Origin of the sequence: Clostridium sp. MCC345 (genome assembly GCF_018785345.1) — a bacterium.
GTDB classification, from domain to species: Bacteria; Bacillota; Clostridia; order Lachnospirales; family Anaerotignaceae; genus Anaerotignum_A; species Anaerotignum_A faecicola.
Map to the genome: position 1 here is coordinate 1 of NZ_WQPP01000019.1, position 17,903 is coordinate 17,903.

Annotated in this window: 16 protein-coding genes and 3 tRNA genes; 18 read left to right on the forward strand and 1 reads right to left on the reverse strand. The window is 47.7% G+C overall.

Going from position 1 to position 17,903, the window contains the following annotated elements; all coding sequences use genetic code 11:
- Positions 1-7 precede the first annotated feature (7 nt).
- The 6 genes from GPK49_RS05630 to GPK49_RS05655 all read left to right on the forward strand — a co-directional run bounded on the left by GPK49_RS05630 (position 8) and on the right by GPK49_RS05655 (position 4,564).
- Positions 8-79: transfer RNA gene (locus GPK49_RS05630), tRNA-Glu, on the forward strand.
- Between the two features lie 3 nt (positions 80-82).
- Positions 83-153, forward strand: a tRNA-Cys gene (locus tag GPK49_RS05635).
- Between the two features lie 120 nt (positions 154-273).
- Positions 274-344, forward strand: a tRNA-Cys gene (locus GPK49_RS05640).
- A gap of 228 nt (positions 345-572) precedes the next feature.
- The gene (locus GPK49_RS05645; RefSeq protein ID WP_016406953.1) at positions 573-2,207 is read left to right on the forward strand and encodes a putative manganese-dependent inorganic diphosphatase; all 1,635 of its coding nucleotides are present in this window, start codon (positions 573-575) and stop codon (positions 2,205-2,207) included.
- A 9-nt stretch (positions 2,208-2,216) separates the two neighbouring features.
- On the forward strand, positions 2,217-2,981 hold the full coding sequence (gene truA, locus GPK49_RS05650) for a tRNA pseudouridine(38-40) synthase TruA (protein WP_215676986.1): 765 nt from the start codon (positions 2,217-2,219) through the stop codon (positions 2,979-2,981).
- Positions 2,978-4,564, forward strand: a complete 1,587-nt coding sequence (locus GPK49_RS05655) for an NAD(P)/FAD-dependent oxidoreductase (protein ID WP_215676987.1) — start codon at positions 2,978-2,980, stop codon at positions 4,562-4,564. Before truA ends, GPK49_RS05655 begins: the two co-directional genes overlap by 4 nt.
- Positions 4,565-4,642: 78 nt before the next feature.
- On the opposite strand, the gene GPK49_RS05660 is transcribed toward GPK49_RS05655, so the two are convergent.
- Positions 4,643-5,518: a hypothetical protein gene (locus tag GPK49_RS05660; RefSeq protein WP_215676988.1), complete on the reverse strand. Its 876-nt coding sequence runs from the start codon at positions 5,516-5,518 to the stop codon at positions 4,643-4,645.
- A gap of 486 nt (positions 5,519-6,004) precedes the next feature.
- Here GPK49_RS05660 and glmS point away from each other — a divergent pair, with 486 nt between their 5' ends.
- From glmS to GPK49_RS05720, 12 genes are all read left to right on the forward strand, one after another.
- Positions 6,005-7,828, forward strand: coding sequence for a glutamine--fructose-6-phosphate transaminase (isomerizing) (glmS, locus tag GPK49_RS05665; protein ID WP_215676989.1), 1,824 nt, complete (start codon positions 6,005-6,007; stop codon positions 7,826-7,828).
- Positions 7,829-7,955: 127 nt separating this feature from the next.
- Positions 7,956-8,558 carry a hypothetical protein gene (locus GPK49_RS05670; RefSeq protein ID WP_215676990.1) on the forward strand — a complete coding sequence of 201 codons (603 nt, stop codon included), beginning with the start codon at positions 7,956-7,958 and terminating at the stop codon, positions 8,556-8,558.
- 147 nt (positions 8,559-8,705) lie between these two features.
- The gene (locus GPK49_RS05675) at positions 8,706-9,086 is read left to right on the forward strand and encodes a GntR family transcriptional regulator (RefSeq protein ID WP_118583006.1); all 381 of its coding nucleotides are present in this window, start codon (positions 8,706-8,708) and stop codon (positions 9,084-9,086) included.
- Positions 9,083-9,931: a hypothetical protein gene (locus GPK49_RS05680; protein ID WP_215676991.1), complete on the forward strand. Its 849-nt coding sequence runs from the start codon at positions 9,083-9,085 to the stop codon at positions 9,929-9,931. The genes GPK49_RS05675 and GPK49_RS05680 overlap by 4 nt, the downstream gene beginning before the upstream one ends.
- Positions 9,932-9,944: 13 nt before the next feature.
- The gene (locus GPK49_RS05685) at positions 9,945-11,468 is read left to right on the forward strand and encodes a hypothetical protein (RefSeq protein WP_118583000.1); all 1,524 of its coding nucleotides are present in this window, start codon (positions 9,945-9,947) and stop codon (positions 11,466-11,468) included.
- A 16-nt stretch (positions 11,469-11,484) separates the two neighbouring features.
- The gene (locus GPK49_RS05690; protein ID WP_178274440.1) at positions 11,485-12,219 is read left to right on the forward strand and encodes an ATP-binding cassette domain-containing protein; all 735 of its coding nucleotides are present in this window, start codon (positions 11,485-11,487) and stop codon (positions 12,217-12,219) included.
- 141 nt (positions 12,220-12,360) lie between these two features.
- Positions 12,361-12,594, forward strand: a complete 234-nt coding sequence (locus GPK49_RS05695; protein WP_215676992.1) for a FeoA family protein — start codon at positions 12,361-12,363, stop codon at positions 12,592-12,594.
- Positions 12,591-14,597: a ferrous iron transport protein B gene (gene feoB / locus GPK49_RS05700; RefSeq protein ID WP_215676993.1), complete on the forward strand. Its 2,007-nt coding sequence runs from the start codon at positions 12,591-12,593 to the stop codon at positions 14,595-14,597. Before GPK49_RS05695 ends, feoB (GPK49_RS05700) begins: the two co-directional genes overlap by 4 nt.
- Positions 14,598-14,609: 12 nt before the next feature.
- Positions 14,610-14,741: a FeoB-associated Cys-rich membrane protein gene (locus GPK49_RS05705; protein ID WP_118582991.1), complete on the forward strand. Its 132-nt coding sequence runs from the start codon at positions 14,610-14,612 to the stop codon at positions 14,739-14,741.
- Between the two features lie 239 nt (positions 14,742-14,980).
- Positions 14,981-15,196 (forward strand): FeoA family protein, encoded by a 216-nt coding sequence (locus GPK49_RS05710; protein ID WP_016406941.1) that lies wholly within the window; start codon positions 14,981-14,983, stop codon positions 15,194-15,196.
- 144 nt (positions 15,197-15,340) lie between these two features.
- Positions 15,341-17,365: a ferrous iron transporter B gene (feoB, locus tag GPK49_RS05715; protein WP_016406940.1), complete on the forward strand. Its 2,025-nt coding sequence runs from the start codon at positions 15,341-15,343 to the stop codon at positions 17,363-17,365.
- Positions 17,366-17,390: 25 nt separating this feature from the next.
- Complete coding sequence (locus GPK49_RS05720; RefSeq protein ID WP_016406939.1) at positions 17,391-17,564, forward strand: FeoB-associated Cys-rich membrane protein; 174 nt, start codon at positions 17,391-17,393, stop codon at positions 17,562-17,564.
- Positions 17,565-17,903 lie beyond the last annotated feature (339 nt).

A 17,903-nucleotide genomic window follows, 5' to 3' on the forward strand; every position in this document is an offset into this window, starting at 1 on the left:
TTTCTATGGTCCGTTGGTCAAGGGGTTAAGACACCGCCCTTTCACGGCGGTAACGCGGGTTCGAATCCCGCACGGATCATCTGGCGCCATAGCCAAGTGGTAAGGCAAAGGTCTGCAACACCTCTATCCCCGGTTCAAATCCGGGTGGCGCCTCGCAAGCCTCGGCTTTCAACCGAGGCTTTTTCTTTTGCACAAAAGCAGATTGTTGGGAAAAGAAAAAAGGATTGACGAAACCCAAAAAGGAGAGTATACTTATAAACAACAGTTGAATATGGTGCCATAGCCAAGTGGTAAGGCAAAGGTCTGCAACACCTCTACCCCCGGTTCAAATCCGGGTGGCACCTCTTGAGTCCTGATTTTCCAATCAGGACATTTTTTATGTAAGAGAATAACAAAAGAACGACAGAATGTTTATAATTACCGTATTCTGTATACAAAAAGACTGGCGAAGTAGGCAAGTTCACGAAAATCAGGTTTTTGCTTTCCTTCTGCTGTTTTATAGGATATACTAAACTTGGTTAAATATTGGAAATTCCAATATGAAGAGTAGAAATTTTTAGGGAGGAATAAGAATGTTAAAGGAAAAGAAGGTATTTGTCATTGGGCATAAAAATCCGGATACAGATTCCATCTGCTCTGCGATTGCCTATGCAGCGTTGAAAAATAAAACGGATGATGGTGTATTTGTACCGAAAAGAGCAGGCGAGGTTAACAACGAAACAAAGTACGTGCTGGATTTTTTCGATGTGGAAACGCCTGAATTTATCGGTCATGTCGGCACACAGGTGAAGGATGTGGAGATTAAGCCCACTCCCTCCTTGAATGAGGGTATTTCCCTGAAAAATGCGTGGAATAAAATGAGAGACCTGCGTGAATCCACCATGCCCATTGTAAACGATGGTGTGCTGGAGGGCATTATTTCCGTTAAGGATATCGCAACGGCGAATATGGACATCTACGAAACACGGATTCTGGCAATATCCCACACAAAATATACGAATGTTCTGGATGCGATTGATGGTACAATGATTGTCGGCGATTCCGAGGAAGAAATTACAAAGGGGAAAATTCTGATTGGTGCGGCAAATCCTGATCTGCTGGAAAACTATGTAGAAGATGGCGATATGCTTCTGACCGGGAACCGTTTTGAAAATCAGCTTTGCGGTATCGAGATGAACGCAGGCTGCATCGTGGTTTGTACTGGCGCACCTATTTCTAAGACAATTCAGAAGCTGGCAAAGGAAAATAACTGCAAAATCATCAGCACACCGCATGATACCCTGATGGTAGCAAGACTGATTTCTCAGTCTGCACCCGTGCGTTATTTTATGAAAAAGGATCATCTGATTACCTTCAGCAGAGAGGATTTCATCAGCGACATCCGTGATACATTGGCAAAAATCCGCCACAGAGATTTCCCTGTTCTGGATAGAGATGGGAAGTATTGCGGTATGCTTTCCAGACGCTCCCTGCTGAATATGGATAATAAGAAAATAATACTGGTTGACCATAATGAGAAGGGGCAGGCGGTTGATGGCATTGATGAGGCAGAAATTTTGGAAATTATCGACCATCACAGACTGGGTAGTATGGAAACGGCGTTGCCCGTATTTTTCCGCAATCAGCCTGTAGGCTGCACAGGTACGATTATTTATGACCTGTATCAGGAAAATAACGTGGAAGTGGATAAGAAAATCGCAGGGCTGCTTTGCTCCGCAATCATTTCCGATACGCTGATGTTCCGTTCCCCTACCTGCACCCCGAAGGATAAAAAGGCGGCAGAGGAGCTGGCGAAAATCGCAGGTATTGAAATTCAGGAGCATGCAGAAAAAATGTTCCGCGCCGGCAGCAGCCTTGCAGATAAAACACCCGAAGAAATTTTCTATCAGGACTTCAAAAAATTCAGCGGCAACGATAAAAACTTTGGCGCAGGGCAGATTTCTTCCATGGATAAGACAGAGCTGGAGCAGCTGCGTCCTAAAATTGCGGCTTATATGGAAGGCGCAGTCAAGGAAGGTGAAATGCTGTTCTTCCTGCTGACAAATATCCTGACAGAATCCTCCGATCTGGTATTCGCAGGCGAGGGCGCGAAGGAACTGGTGGAAACCGCATTTGGCGAGCCTGAGGAGAACTGGGTACACGTGCCCGGTCTGGTTTCCAGAAAGAAACAGTTTGTTCCCAGTGTTCTGCATGTGCTGCAGCAGTAAGGGACAGCTATGAAGAATTATAAAATGGTTCTGGCGTATGATGGTACGCGCTATAACGGCTGGCAGAAGCAGGGCAATACGGAAAACACCATACAGGAAAAGCTGGAACGCATCCTACAGGAAATCAGCGGCGTGGAAACAGAGGTTTTCGGCTCCGGCAGAACGGACGCAGGCACGCACGCCACAGGGCAGGTCATGAATTTCCGCATTAACTGGAACGGCACAGCCGAACAGCTTTTGGATGCCTTCAATGCGAAGCTGCCCGAGGATATCGCGGCGGTTTCCGTCGCGGAAATGCCTCCTCGTTTCCACAGCAGACTCAGCGCAAAGGCGAAGCATTATTCCTATTCCATCTGGATTGGCAAGCATTCGCCTGTGTTTGAGCGAAAATATACCTTCCGTTGTACGGAAACGCTTGATGTTCAGGCAATGCGGCAGGCGGCGGCAGCCTTCATTGGCACGCATGATTTCAAAAGCTTCTGTGCCAATAAAAGAATGAAAAAATCAACCGTCCGCACGATTTATGATATCGTGTTCGAGGAAACAGAGAATAAGCTGACCCTGCATTTTTACGGCAACGGCTTTCTCTACCAGATGGTGCGCATCCTTGTGGGAACGCTCATCGAGGTTGGCGAGGGAAAGAAAAACGCAGATGAAACAGAGCAGATTTTACTGGCAAAAAGCCGAGAACAGGCAGGCTTTACGGCACCCAGCCGCGGACTTTTTTTGCGCGAGGTATTTTATGAGGATTGGAAAGGCGGCAGCGAAGCATGATTCGTGTATCTGAATTGAAACTGCCTGTGACAGGCAATCAAAGGGCTTTGGAAAAGAAGCTGGCAAAGGCGCTGCGCGTGCCTGTGGAGGAAATCAAGGCATACCGTATTTTCAAGCGTTCTCTGGATGCCAGAAAAAAGGATAATATCCATTATGCTTATGTGGTAGATGCAGAAGTGAAGAACGAGAATAAAATTCTGGAAAAAAATAAGGATAAACACATTTCCAAAACACCCGATTTGGCGTATCATCTGCCGAAGGGGGAAAATCGCCCGTCAAAGCGTCCCGTTGTGGTTGGCTTTGGGCCTGCGGGCATGTTTGCTGCCTTGCTTCTGGCGGAAATGGGCTTAAAGCCTATTGTACTGGAGCGTGGCGGTGATGTGGACAGCCGCAAGCAGGCGGTCGATACCTTTTGGCAAACAGGCAAGCTGGATGTGGACAGCAACGTGCAGTTTGGCGAGGGCGGCGCAGGCACCTTTTCCGATGGCAAGCTGACCACGCGCATCAAAGACCCCCGTTGCCGCAAGGTTCTGGAGGAAATGGTGGACGCAGGCGCGCCCGAGGAAATCCTTTATGATGCCAAGCCGCATATCGGGACGGATTTGCTGCGCGGCGTGGTAAAGCAGCTTCGGGAAAAAATCATTTCTCTGGGCGGCGAGGTGCGCTTCTTCGCCAAAGTGACAGGCTTTCAGTGGGAGAATGACCGCGTGCAGGCGGTTTTCCTGCAAAATGGAGAGAAAATCGAAGCAGAGGACGTTGTGCTTGCCTTGGGGCATAGCGCAAGGGATACGTTTACCTTATTATATGAAGAAAAATTTGCACTGGAGCAGAAGCCATTTGCCATGGGCGTGCGGATTGAGCATCCCCAGGCTATGATTGATGCCGTGCAGTATGGTGATGCAGCAGCACTTCTGCCTGCGGCGGATTATCGCCTGACCTATACTACGCAGAAAAACCGCGGTGTCTATACCTTCTGTATGTGTCCCGGCGGCTATGTGGTGGCGGCGGCGTCCGAGGAAGGCAGGCTTGCCGTCAATGGCATGAGTGAGCATGCCAGAGATGGGAGGAATGCAAATTCTGCCTTACTGGTGCAGATTTTCCCTGAGGATTTCGGGAGTGATCACCCTTTGGCAGGGATGCTTTTCCAACGGGAATTGGAGGAAAAGGCATTTCTGGCAGGCGGCGGCAGCTATACCGCACCTGTGCAGACGGTCGGCAGCTTTCTGGGCAAAGGAAAAGTCGAAGCCGCAGAGGTCACAGCAACCTATCGTCCTGCCGTAAGGGAAAGCAGTCTGGATGAGATTTTTCCTGCCTTCATGACAGAAGCCCTGCGGGAAGCTCTGCCTGCCATGGGCAGAAAGCTCAAGGGCTTTGACCGCGCGGATGCGGTTCTGACGGCGGTGGAAAGCCGCAGCTCCTCCCCGATTCGTATTCTGCGCGATAAAACAGGCATGAGCCTTTGCAAGCAGGGCATTTACCCTGCCGGTGAGGGCGCAGGCTATGCAGGCGGCATTGTCTCCGCGGCAGTGGATGGCATTTTTGTCGCAGAAAAAATTGCAGAAAAATATGGCTGGATGAAATAAAAAAATACCACATTCGCGTTTGTGAATGTGGTATTTTCTGTTTTTCGGGTCGAAAGCTCCGCTTTCGACGTAAATTCCTTATTCCGCGCTTACAATCACATAAGAGCCGTTGCGCTTATCCACGATATAGCCGAAGGTTACAACGTCGCCTTCATTCAGACCGCTGATGATTTTGCCTGCGGCAGATTCCGCATCAAACTGAAATGCACGAATATCGCCTTCGGAAAGCGTCATTTCCGCAGTATGTGCATCGGAAAGTCCGTTGAAGGTTGCCGTGATGGTTTCGTCGGGAATCAGTGTTGCTGTGCCGCCTTCGGAAACATCCGCACCCTCTTTCTGTGTCATCTTCATGGAAGAAACGCTGCACAGATACAGGGGATTTTCGATTTCATCCGCAAAGGTGTTGCGAATCAGTGTAACATCAAAGGATGCAATCAATTCCTCCTCTTCATCCGTGCCGGTCAGCTCTGCAACCAGCGTATAGCCGTCCTTGGTTTCCTTGATATCACCAAGCTTTGTTTCGGAAAGGCCGATATCCCCTTCGGAAAGCAGATATGCATCTGCATTCTCATCGTAGGAAACATTGCCCTGCATGATTTCGGGCAGCTCCGGCAGTCCCTTGTAGTCGCTGAACAGCGCAATCGCATATTCCTCCATTACAGTAGAAGGAACCTTTAGCTGATATGTATCCGTTAATTCCTCTACACCCTCATGCTTCAGACCATAGCCGCCTGCAAAATAATACAGTGCGGTCCAGAAGAAATTGGGATCTTCGGGGTTGTATTCCAAATTATTTTCCACCATGCACCGTGCCAGTGCGTCAATGGGGTCCTGCATGGTCGCTACCGTTTCCTCTGCGGTAAGGGTGTTTTTTTCTTCCTCATCCTGCTCCTTGCAGGATGCTAAGCCAAGCACCATCGTACAGGCAAGGAAAAGTGCCAGTAATTTTTTCATTTTTATATTCCTCCTTTTCGGCAATATCCTTTTTTCGGAATTCTTTGTATTTATAGTATAACGTATTTTTTTAAAATTTCCATAACAAAAGTCTTTCAAATTTATAAAGATTCTGTCTTTTTTCGTACACAGGGACGGGCGAACGCCGCATAAGATAAGAAAAGGGCTTTACCACAGAAGGAAAAAATGCTATAATATCATGTCGAACTATGTATACCACATAATTCGGCAAGGGCTGCCAATCGGTCAGTATAAAAGGAAAGGAAGGTTAAAAGAGTTTTTAAGCGCCAGAGCCGCAGATTGGGCGGCTGACGAGGCAGGAGTGCAGAGAGCATTTTAAGTATTTTTTTGCTTTCCATATCGAAAATTCGGCGGATGCTCCTCGCCCTTTCGTTCAGGGTCGCAGGCCTTTTTACAAAACAGAGCGGTCAACGCTCCCGACAAAAGAAAGGCAACGAACGAATAAAATGTTGGAGGTTGAAATTTATGTGCGGAATCGTAGGATATATTGGTGAAAATCAGGCTGTTCCCGTATTGCTGAACGGTCTGTCCAAATTGGAATATCGTGGGTATGACTCTGCCGGTATTTCCGTTTATCATGATGGGATTCATACCATCAAGGTAAAGGGGAAGCTGGCAGGTCTCAGAGAAAAGGTGGAGAAGGATGATAAAAAATCCTCTCATATCGGCATCGGGCATACCCGTTGGGCAACCCATGGCGTGCCCAATGAAATAAACAGCCATCCCCATAATAGCCAGAACGGCAAAATTTCCGTGGTACACAATGGTATCATTGAAAATTATCTGGAGCTGAAAAATATGCTCATCGAAAAGGGCTATACCTTCAAATCCGAAACGGATACGGAAGTGGTGGCACAGCTTTTTGAGGATTTATATGATGGGGATATGGTCTCCACTACAAGAAAGCTGCTGGAAAAAATCCGCGGCGCATACGCTCTGGGCATTATGTGTACGGATCATCCCGATACATTGGTTGCAGTCAGAAAGGACTGCCCTCTGCTGATTGGTCTGGGCAAAGGCGAAAACTATATCGCATCCGATATTCCCGCCCTGCTGGAATACACCAGAGATTATTATTTATTGGAAACAAATGAAATTGCCGTGCTGAAAAATGACGGCGTAAAGCTGTATGATATAGACGGCAAGGAAATTAAGAAAGAGGTTTATCATGTCACATGGGATATCGCGGCAGCAGAAAAGGGCGGCTATGATTATTTCATGATGAAGGAAATCATGGAGCAGCCCGAAGCGCTGAAAAAGACCATTCAGCCCAGAGTGACCGAAAGCGGCATCCATCTGGAGGATGTTTCTCTGACAGAGGAAGAAATCAAAAACTGCGGACGAATTCATATTGTTGCCTGCGGCAGTGCCATGCACGCAGGGGTTGTCGGCAGATATGTCATTGAAGAAACCTGCCGTATCCCCGTTGAGGTGGATATCGCATCCGAATTCAGATACAGAAACCCTATCCTTGCGAAAAATGACCTCTGCATCATCATCAGCCAGAGCGGCGAAACCGCAGATACCCTTGCGGCACTGCGCGAAGCAAAGAAGCAGGGCGTAAAGGTGCTTGCGATTGTCAATGTGGTAGGCAGCTCCATTGCCAGAGAAAGCGATGATGTGATTTATACCTGGGCAGGCCCCGAAATCGCCGTTGCAACCACAAAGGGCTATACCACACAGATGTCTGTGCTGTATCTGATTGCGCTGTATTTCGCAAAGGTGCGCGGCACAATGACAGAAGTAGCCTATACCGCGGCAGTGAAGGAGCTGCATGATTTGCCCGAAAAAACAGCAGAGGTGCTGAAGGTAGATGCAAGAATGGCGGAAATCGCAAAGAAATATGCAAAATGCGAAAATGCCTTCATCATCGGACGTGGTCTGGACTATGCAGTCGCAATGGAATCCTCTCTGAAGCTGAAGGAAATTTCCTATATCCATAGCGAAGCCTATGCCGCAGGGGAACTCAAGCATGGCACCATTTCTCTGATTGAGGATGGTACACTGGTGGTTGCCATCGCAACACAGGAAAGCCTGCTGGAGAAAACCGTCAGCAACGTGAAGGAAGTCAAGGCGAGAGGCGCAAAGGTGCTGGCAATTGCCGCAGAGGATTGCACCGCCATCGAGGATGTAGCCGATGAAGTGGTTTATCTGCCGAAGGTAAATCATCTCTTTACCGCATCCTATGACGTATTGCCCATGCAGCTGTTCGCATATTATATCGCAGTGGAACGCGGCTGTGATGTGGATAAACCCAGAAATCTGGCAAAATCCGTTACAGTTGAATAAAAAACAAAAATTACAGGGACTTGGAATTTCCAAGTCCTTTTTTCTGTGCAAAATTCTTACAATTTTATAAATGAGATTGACGGTGCTTCCCTTTATTGGTATGCTGAAAAAAAGGAGGGCTGCCCGTATGAAAAGGAAACTGTTGCTTTGCCTGAGCCTGCTTCTGCTGACAGGCTGTGCAGGAGAAGCATCCATGACGCTAACGCCAAAAAAACTCAAAACGCAAACGGAAAATGTACTGCATATTCTGAATTGGAACGGAAAATTCTACGATTTTCAGGGGAGAGAGCCAATCAAGCAGGCAACCTTCCAAACGTGGAGCCTGACAAAGGATGGAGCATGGGAGCCAATCGGCACGCCCGAGGAGTTGATGCACGAGAAAAGCAAGGCAAGCTTCGCACTTTCCGTCGGGAATGACATCCGAGATGGATACAATGTTGCAGTAGCGGATGATGCGTTCCAAAAGGCGGAAAGCGGCAATTTCGCACCTGTCGAAAGAAGCATTGCTACCATGCCCTCGGAACGGCGCATTTACTGGACAGATGGCGGCGCGGTTGTATACGGACAGCCGATACCGCTTTTGTACCAGATGGATGCTGTGTATTGCTATGAGGAATTTCATGGGGATTTGTGGAAAAATCCAAAGGAATTTCTGGAAATGGGCTGGCAGGCATATACAGAAGAGGATTGGCACATTTCCTGTATTACGGTGATATTTGAACAGGAATAAATCAAAGGGACTTGGAATTTCCAAGTCCTTTTTTCTGTGCAAAATTCTTACAATTTTCTGAAATCCATTGACGAATAAGTGTATTATAGCTATAATACAGTTAAGAAGTGTATGACTCAGGTAATACAGTTGAAAGGAGGAAAACCTGTGCTTGATTTCAGAAAGCTGGAATTGAATACCACAGAACCGGTCTATGTGCAGATTGTTTCCTTCGTAAAGCGGCAGATTTTCACAGGAGCGGCGGAAAAGGGCGAATCCCTTCCCTCGCGCAGAGAGCTTGCGGCAATTTTAAAAATCAATCCCAATACGGTACAGAAGGCGTTCCGGCTCATGGAGGAGGAAAAAATTATAGAAACACCGCCCCATGCCGTCAGCGTCATTCATTGGGATGATGCTGTTTTCGCAAGACTGCGGCGCGAGCTGACGGCAGGCTTGGTGGCGGATTTTGTCGCGCAGGCAAAGGAAAACGGACTGACATTGCAGACAGTAACGGAGCTGTTGCAGGAAGAATGGGGGGACGAGGTATGAAAAATGTATGGAAGCTGAGTAATTATCTGTATGGCTGGCTGTGGCAGAAATGGACGAAGGTTGTCACCTTGGTCAGCATGATTTTAGCGGTGTGCTTTTTGTTCGCCGCCGCAGTGCCGACAGGAACGGCGAAGGATTATGATTATTATCCCAAGGTGTTTCGTTCTTACGATATGGTGATTGACCATAGCCTGTTGCCGATTTTGTTCGCGCTTGGTCTGGTTTTGATTCTGATTGGGATTTTCGTGCAGATCAAAGGCTTTTCCACAAACGGCAAGGGGATTTATACCATGCTTCTTCTGCCCATGAAGCGGCATGAGGTCTATCTTGCCTTCGTGCTTTCCGCGGCGGCGGCAGTCGCGTTGTATTATCTTTTGTGGCTGGTGCTTATGGTGGCGGCGTATTTTCCGCTGATGTCCTTTTATAAAATGCAGGCGGCAAAGGAAATTTTCGTTCTGACGCGTGATAATATCGTCACAGGCTTGGATGCTTCCCGGACGAATGGGCTGTTTCTCGCATTCCACAGAAGCACCTTTCTGGATATGGTCTTTCCTTCCTCTTTCTGGAGGGTTGTGCCTGCGCTGGGCGGCTTTGCCTTAATCTTCACAGGCATTTTCTTCGCAGGCTTTTGTACGGAAAACAAAGTGACCGCTGTGCTTGGCAGTAGTGCGATGCTTCTGTGCGGCGGCTATCTGTATCTGCATGATGTCGTCAAATCTCTCAACCCATTTTATGCAAATCCACCCATTGGCAGACAGCTGATTCTCGGCATAATCGCCTTAGTGGCGGCAATCTGGTGGCAGGATTCCATCGTGCAGAAGCTCGGCAAGCGAACCGATTTATAAGGAGGGGTGCAATATGAAAAAACGAAATCGTGTATTGGAAGCCATTCTTTGCGCCGCTCTTGCGGTTGTGGTTTTCTGGGGCTATATGTTTGCGGCGAAGGATAACGGCGTATTCGCCCTTGAGGATATCGAAGGCGACAGAACCGCTCTCAATGCCTTTGCCTTTGAAGGGCTTGCAGGGGATGATAACGGACAGATTTACTATATCTGGCAGAATGGCGAGCTGAAAACAAAATACTATGCCGCTACAAATGATGAAATGCGTTATATCATCCGACAGGAGCGGGACGGAAGCAAGGGTATCAGCAGATATTTCAAAAAAAGAAGTTTGGCGCGTTCTGAGTATTTTTCGGATACAGAGTTTGCACCATCCAAGGATGCCAATGTCCGCAGGCTTTCCGGTCTGGAGGATTTATCGGAGAGTGCCAGAGAATATCTCGGAGAATATTTCGATGGGGATACCGTACAGGGCGTGACTGCCGATGCATTGGATGTTTACGGCAAAGTCAAAAATTATACCGGCGGAGAAACCCGTTTCTTTACAGGCTTGCAATTAAAAGGTGGGGAATATCAGGCTGCGAAGGTAAAGGAGGGAGATACAACATATCAATCCTCTTGGTTTGACGGCAGGAATGAGGTTATCCTTTGTACCGTAAAGATGGATGATGCGTGGTATGCCATTCCTCAAACGGGTGCAGATGGGCAGGGCGAGGTTTCGATTTTCCGTATCCCGAAGGATGGTATGGCAGATATTCCCTATAGCGGCGAGGATGCACTCTATTCCACAAAGCAGTATGGCAAGGCAGAGTCATTGCAGACCTTTTCCGTCAATGCCGAAAATCGCATTCTTTCACTGGAAAAGGCAGGCGATAATCAGCTCCTTCTGGCAAGAACGGAGCAGGACGCACTGATTCTGGAATTGTATGACACCGAAGGCAAACTGCTTGACCGTCTGGAAACAGGCGTGCAGAAGGTATCGGAATATAATATTGACTTTGTCAATATGCTGCAGCGTGCGGATGGCTTGGTGCTTTGGCTGAATCTGAGCAAAACCTTCCAAGAGGATGAGGACGGTACGGTTCATCAACGGGTAGAAGGCACAAAATGCTTCGTTGTGCAGGAGAAAGCCATTGCACAGATTGCGATAGACGGCAGTGCGGAATATGTAGATGTGCAGGATGGAAAGGTGCTGAAGCTGTATGGCACGAAGCCGGAGCATATTGCGGCAGATTATTTCGGATATATGATGGATGGGTATGAGATTACAGTGACGGATGCAAAAACAAATGAACTGCTCTATCGTGGCAAACTGAAAACAGATTTCGTTGAGGATTATAATGGAGAGCTTTATGCAATCAATATCGGGCAGAGAGAAAAGCCGCTGACCGAAAGAAGGGATGAAGAAAGCTGGATAAGATATAGCAGTATTGGCGTAAAAAAGAGATACTTCAAAATGCTTTTGCCTGTTGACGGCACTGCGAAGCAAACAAGCTGGGTAGTAGGTCAAGAGGTGGAGAGCTTCGAGGTGGATTTTTAAGAAAGGGGGCGGAAATATGATTGAAGTAAAGCATATCTGGTTTTCTTATGAGCAATGGGGAGAGTTTGTGCTGAAGGATATTTCCTTCTCCGTAGAGAAGGGCGAGATTGTCGGGGTTCTGGGCGCGAATGGTGTCGGCAAGACAACCTTACTGAAAGTTCTGGCAGGGCTTTTGCCGCCCCGACCCAGAGAGAAGGAGCCGGAACGCGGTGTTTGGCTCAATGGCAAGCCAATTCGGGAATGTAATGCAGAAATCGCCTTCATCAGCGAAGCCGGCACCTATCTGAAGGATTTAACCCCAAGGGAATATGGTGCTTTTCTGGCGGACTTCTACCCCTCCTTTGATATGGCGTATTATGAAAAGCTCCTGCATTTCTTCGGCTTAGAGGAAAAGCCAATCAAGAAGATGTCCAAGGGGCAGAAGGCAAAAGCCGAGGTTGCCGCAGGCATGGCGAAAAAGGCGCATATCCTTATTATGGATGAACCCTTTATCGGGAAGGATATGTTCACCAGACAGGATTTCATGCAGGCATTGGCAGGCAGCCTGACAGGCGAGGAAACCATTTTCATTACCACCCATGAGATTGATGAAATCGAAAATTTCATCGACCGCGCATTGATTTTGAAAAATGGCGAAATTGCGGCAGATGTACGGATGGATGCTTTGCGGCAGGAGAACAAAAGTCTCCAAAGCCTGATGAAAGAGGTCACAGGCTATAAAGAAGGAAACCTTGAGGAGCTTTTATCATAAAATTTAATTACGAACAGCAAAAAACACCGAGGTCTGTTGATCTCGGTGCTTTTGCTTCATTGACAGAAAAAGTTAGCCATGATATACTCAGTCTTAGAAAATTGAGAAAAATTATCATTAGATATGGAATCGAGGAATTTTATGACATTAAATGAGCTTCCTGTCGGGAAAGCGGCTGTTATTACGAAGGTAGGCGGAGCAGGTGCGCTGCGCTGCCGTCTGTTGGATATGGGGCTGATTCCCAAAACGAAAATTGTAATTACAAAGGTAGCGCCGATGGGAGATCCCATCGAGCTGCGTCTGCGTGGATATACTCTGACCATCCGTATTGAGGATGCGAAGAATATTGAAGTGAAGGAGGGAGAACCCGCATGATTTTTGCATTGGCAGGCAATCAGAACTGCGGCAAAACGACCCTATTTAACCAGCTGACAGGCTCCAATCAGCATGTCGGCAATTTCCCCGGGGTAACGGTAGATCAGAAAATCGGTGAAATCCGCGGGCAGAAGGATTGCTCGGTGGTGGATTTGCCGGGAATCTATTCCATCCGTCCCTATACCAGTGAGGAAATCGTTACCAGAGATTTTATTCTGAATGAAAAGCCCGATGGCATTATCAATATCGTAGATGCAACCAATATCGAGAGAAATCTTTATCTGACCCTGCAGCTGATTGAGATGAACATCCCCATGGTTTTGGCGCTGAATATGATGGATGAAATGCGTAATAATGGCGGCACAGTGGATATCAGCCGCATGAGTGAGGAGCTGGGGATTCCCGTTGTTCCCATCAGTGCGATTAAAAATGAAGGGATTGAGGAGCTGCTGCAAACGGCGCTCCATGTTGCAAGGAACAGGCAATATCCGCAGATTTATGATTTTTGCCCCTCTGGCCCTGTGCATCGTTGTATCCATTCTGTCTGCCATCAGATTGAGGATCATGCGGAAAAGGCAGGCATTTCTGTCCGCTTTGCCGCAACAAAGCTGATTGAGGGAGATCCCTCGATTGCCGAAAAGCTGAGCCTTGACCAAAATGAATTGGAGTTGATTGAGCACAGCATCATCCAGATGGAGGAGGAGCATGGCATGGATAGGAATGCCGCTCTGGCAGACATGCGGTATGATTTCATCGAGAAGGTCTGTGCCGCAACGGTGATTAAGCCGCAGGAGAGCAAGGAGCATCTGCGGAGTGTAAAAATCGACAGCGTGCTGACGAATAAATACCTTGCGATTCCGATTTTTATTGTTGTGATGTTTCTGGTGTTTTATCTGACCTTTAACGTATTCGGGGCGTTTTTGAGCGACCTTCTGGCGGCAGGCATTGATTGGGTAACGGCAGTGGTGGATAAGGCGCTGACGGCTTACGGCATTAACCCTGTGGTACATAGCCTGCTGATTGATGGTGTGTTTGCAGGTGTGGGCAGTGTGCTAAGCTTTCTGCCGATTATTGTGGTGCTGTTTTTCTTCCTTTCTATTCTGGAGGATACCGGCTATATGGCACGGATTGCCTTTGTGATGGACAAGCTGCTGCGAAAAATCGGTCTTTCCGGCAGAAGCATTGTGCCGCTTCTGGTTGGCTTTGGCTGTACCGTTCCTGCCGTTATGGCAACGCGTACCCTTTCCTCGGACAGAGACAGACGCATGACGATTCTGCTTACGCCGTTTATGAGCTGCTCCGCAAAGATTCCCATTTATGCGGTCTTTGCAGCGGCATTTTTCCCGCAGCGTGCGGCACTGGTGATGATTGGCTTGTATGCCGCAGGGATGCTTGTCGGAATTCTGATGGCATTGCTGATTGGCAAAACCGTTTTCAGAGGGAATCCGGTTCCCTTCGTTATGGAGCTGCCGAATTATCGTTTCCCTTCCGCAAAAAGCGTGTTCCTTCTCATGTGGGATAAGGCGAAGGATTTCCTGCAAAGGGCGTTTACGATTATCTTTGTGGCAACCGTGTTAATCTGGTTCCTGCAAAGCTTTGACAGCCGTCTGAATGTGGTGGCGGATAGTGCAGATAGCCTGCTTGCCATGATGGGGCATTGGCTGGCACCCATTTTTGCACCACTTGGCTTTGATGATTGGCGGATTCCCACAGCACTCATTACAGGCTTTTCCGCAAAGGAGGCGGTGGTCAGCACCTTGGGCGTTCTGACAGGAACCTCCATGGAGACCTTGGGAACGGCATTGACAGGATTGTTTACGCCGCTTTCTGCGATCAGCTTTCTTGTTTTTACCTTATTATATACCCCCTGCATGGCGGCGATTGCGGCAGTAAAGAGAGAGCTGGGCAGTGGTGTGTTGGCAGGCTGTGTCGTGGTGCTGCAGTGCGTGGTTGCGTGGGCAGCTGCCTTTTTGGTATATCAGGGCCTTTGCCTGTTGTTCTGAGGAGGAAGGCGCATGGGAATTTTGGATTACCTCATTCTTGCAGGAATTGCAGTCGGCATCCTTGCGGCAGTGCGGCATTTGAAAAGGAATCAGGGCTGTGGCGGCTGCGGTGGAGACTGTAGCCACTGTGAGAAGAAAAAATAGAAAAATTTTTGGCGAAATTTTCTTTTCAGCGTATTTCTATGGGATAAGTGCAAGAGGAAAAGAAGGGTATTTTTCTTTCCTCTGTGCACTTCTTTTTTTTACGGAAAAGCAGGCGGAAAAAATTTGCAATTTTTCACAAATAAACATTTTTTCTCAATAAGAAGGGGTTGACAGAGAAAATTAGTCATGGTAAACTCTAATTAAATTAGTTATAACTAACAAAAGAAGGAGAGGATCCAATGAACCTGACACATGTGCAAGAAGGCACAGAACATATCGTCAAGGCGATTGTGACAGATGATGAAGAAATGGATGCATTTCTTTTTTCTTTGGGCTGCTATGCAGGCGAACCTATTACAGTTGTAAGGCGTGTAAAGGGTGGCTGTGTGGTATCCATCAAGGATGGTCGCTATAATATCGACAATCATCTGGCAGAGGCCATTGAGGTAGAGTGAAAGAAAAAGTAAGAAAAAGAATGAAGTATAAGTGGTGGATTTATTCACCACATATATTTTGTGCTTTGGTTAGATTCAGCTAACCGAAGCGGGAAAACTAAAGGAGTAGAAAGAAGATCAAAAGCTCATAGGAGGAACAGAAAAATGAGAATTGCATTGGCGGGGAATCCCAACAGCGGTAAGACCACCATGTACAATGCGCTCACAGGTAGAAATGAACGTGTTGGTAACTGGGCAGGTGTTACGGTAGACAAAAAAGAATTTCACATCAAGAAGAATTTCTATGATGGCGCAGAGGAACTGATTGCAGTCGATTTGCCCGGTGCTTACTCCATGTCTCCCTTCACATCTGAGGAGAGCATCACAAGTACCTATGTTAAAAATGAACATCCCGATGTTATTATCAATATCGTGGATGCAACAAATCTGAGCCGTTCTCTGTTCTTTACAACACAGCTGCTGGAATTGGGTATTCCTGTTGTTGTTGCACTGAACAAGAGTGATATCAACGAAAAGAAGGAAACAAAGATTGATGAAAAGCTGCTGTCCGAAAAGCTGGGCTGCCCCGTTATCAAAACAGTTTCCGTTACCGCATCCGATAAGGGGCTTCTGGAGGTTGTAAAGGCAGCCGTAGCGCAGAAGGGCAAAGAACAGAAGGCACCCTATTGGGAAGGCAATGTAGACCTGACCGATAAGAACGCAGTTACAGAATCCGACAGAAAGCGTTTTGAATTTGTAAACGGCGTTGTAAAGCAGGTGGAAACAAGAAAAATTCTGACAAGAGAGAAAAACAGTCAGGATAAGTTGGATGCCATTCTGACAAACCCCATCGGCGGCATCTTAATCTTCGTTGTGGTTATGTTCCTGGTATTCAATATCTCCCAGTCTCAGCTGGGGCCCTATCTGGCAGATATTCTGACAGGTTGGATTGAGTCCTTCCAGGGCTTCGTTGCAGATAAGCTTTCCGGCGCATCTCCCTTCATGCAGGCACTGGTAGCAGATGGTATCGTCGGCGGTGTTGGTGCCGTTGTCGGCTTCCTGCCTCTGGTAATGGTAATGTATTTCCTGATGGCTCTCTTGGAGGACTGCGGCTACATGGCGCGTGTATCCATGGTTCTGGACCCCATCTTCAAAAAGGTTGGTCTGTCCGGTAAATCCGTCATTTCCTTCGTTATCGGTACCGGCTGTGCAATCCCCGGTGTTATGGCGGCGCGTACCATCAGAAACGAAAGAGAACGCAGAGTAACAGCAATGCTGACATCCTTCATGCCTTGTGGTGCAAAGCTGCCCGTAATCGCGCTGTTCGCAGGTGCATTCTTCGCAGACGCATCCTGGGTTGGTACCCTGATGTACTTCGTAGGTATTATTCTGATTTTTGTCGGCGCACTGCTGATTAACAAAATCGCAGGTCATAAGGTAAGAAAATCCTTCTTCATTATGGAGCTGCCCGAATACAAAATCCCCAGCCTGAAAAGAGCATTCTATTCCATGTGCTCTCGTGGTAAGGCTTATATCGTAAAAGCCGGTACTGTAATTCTGGTATGTAACACAGTCGTACAGATTATGCAGTCCTTCACATGGCAGCTGCAGTTGGTAGAAGAGGGCATGGAGCATACCTCCATTCTGGCTTCTATCGCTTCTCCCTTTGCAGTTCTGCTGATTCCTCTGGGCTTCGGCGCATGGCAGCTGGCAGCAGCAGCAATCACAGGCTTTATCGCAAAGGAAAACGTAGTTGGTACGCTGGCAGTTTGCTATGGTGTAACAAACTTCATTGATACAGAGGAATTGGCACTGGTAGGCGGCGGCAATCAGGTTGCAACCATTATGGGTCTGACAAAGGTAGCTGCTCTGGCATACCTGATGTTCAACCTGTATACACCTCCCTGCTTCGCGGCAATGGGTGCGATGAACTCTGAAATCAAGAGCAAAAAGTGGCTGTTCGGCGGCATTGGTCTGCAGTTTGCAACAGGCTTCACAATCGCATTCTTCGTATACCAGATTGGTACACTGATCACAACCGGCTCTCTGGGCAATGGCTTCATCCCCGGCCTGATTGTGGTTATCCTGATCGCTGCATTCATTGCACATCTGATTGTGAAAGCAAACAAGAGTATTGCAAAGGAATATGCGCTTGGCAATAACATGAGCAATAGCGCAAAGAGCGCATAAGTTCGCATAAGAAGGAGTCATAAGTATGATAGATATTATCGTTGGTTTATTAGTGGTAATTATTATTGGTGCAGCATTGTTCTACATCAGAAAAGAGAAAAAGAAAGGTGCATGCGTAGGTTGCCCCTATTCCACACGTTGCCAGAAGCATCACCCCGGTGATTCTGACCACAGCTGTGACTGTCATACAGAAAAATAAATATCGAATCCTCTCTCCGCCCCTTGCAGGAATTTCCTGTGAGGGGCATTTTATATGTCCGTTTTGCAGAGAAGGCACGCCCTGTCCGCGCTGTAATTCCCTCTCTGACAGGCGTTCTCGGCGCAACCCGACTTTCGCAGTCATCCAAACCCAAAAGTCTCTCTGACAGCCGCAGGGAGGCTGAATAAATCCCCATCCCAATCATCCAAAACATTACACCTCTTTCGCAGCGGAACAAGAGGGAAGAACACCACCACCGATCCAGTACACCGCCCCAAAGCGCGAAGAGCAGGGAAGTTAAGAGGGTGGGAGCATGAGCAGGGGAGAGCATCCCGAAAA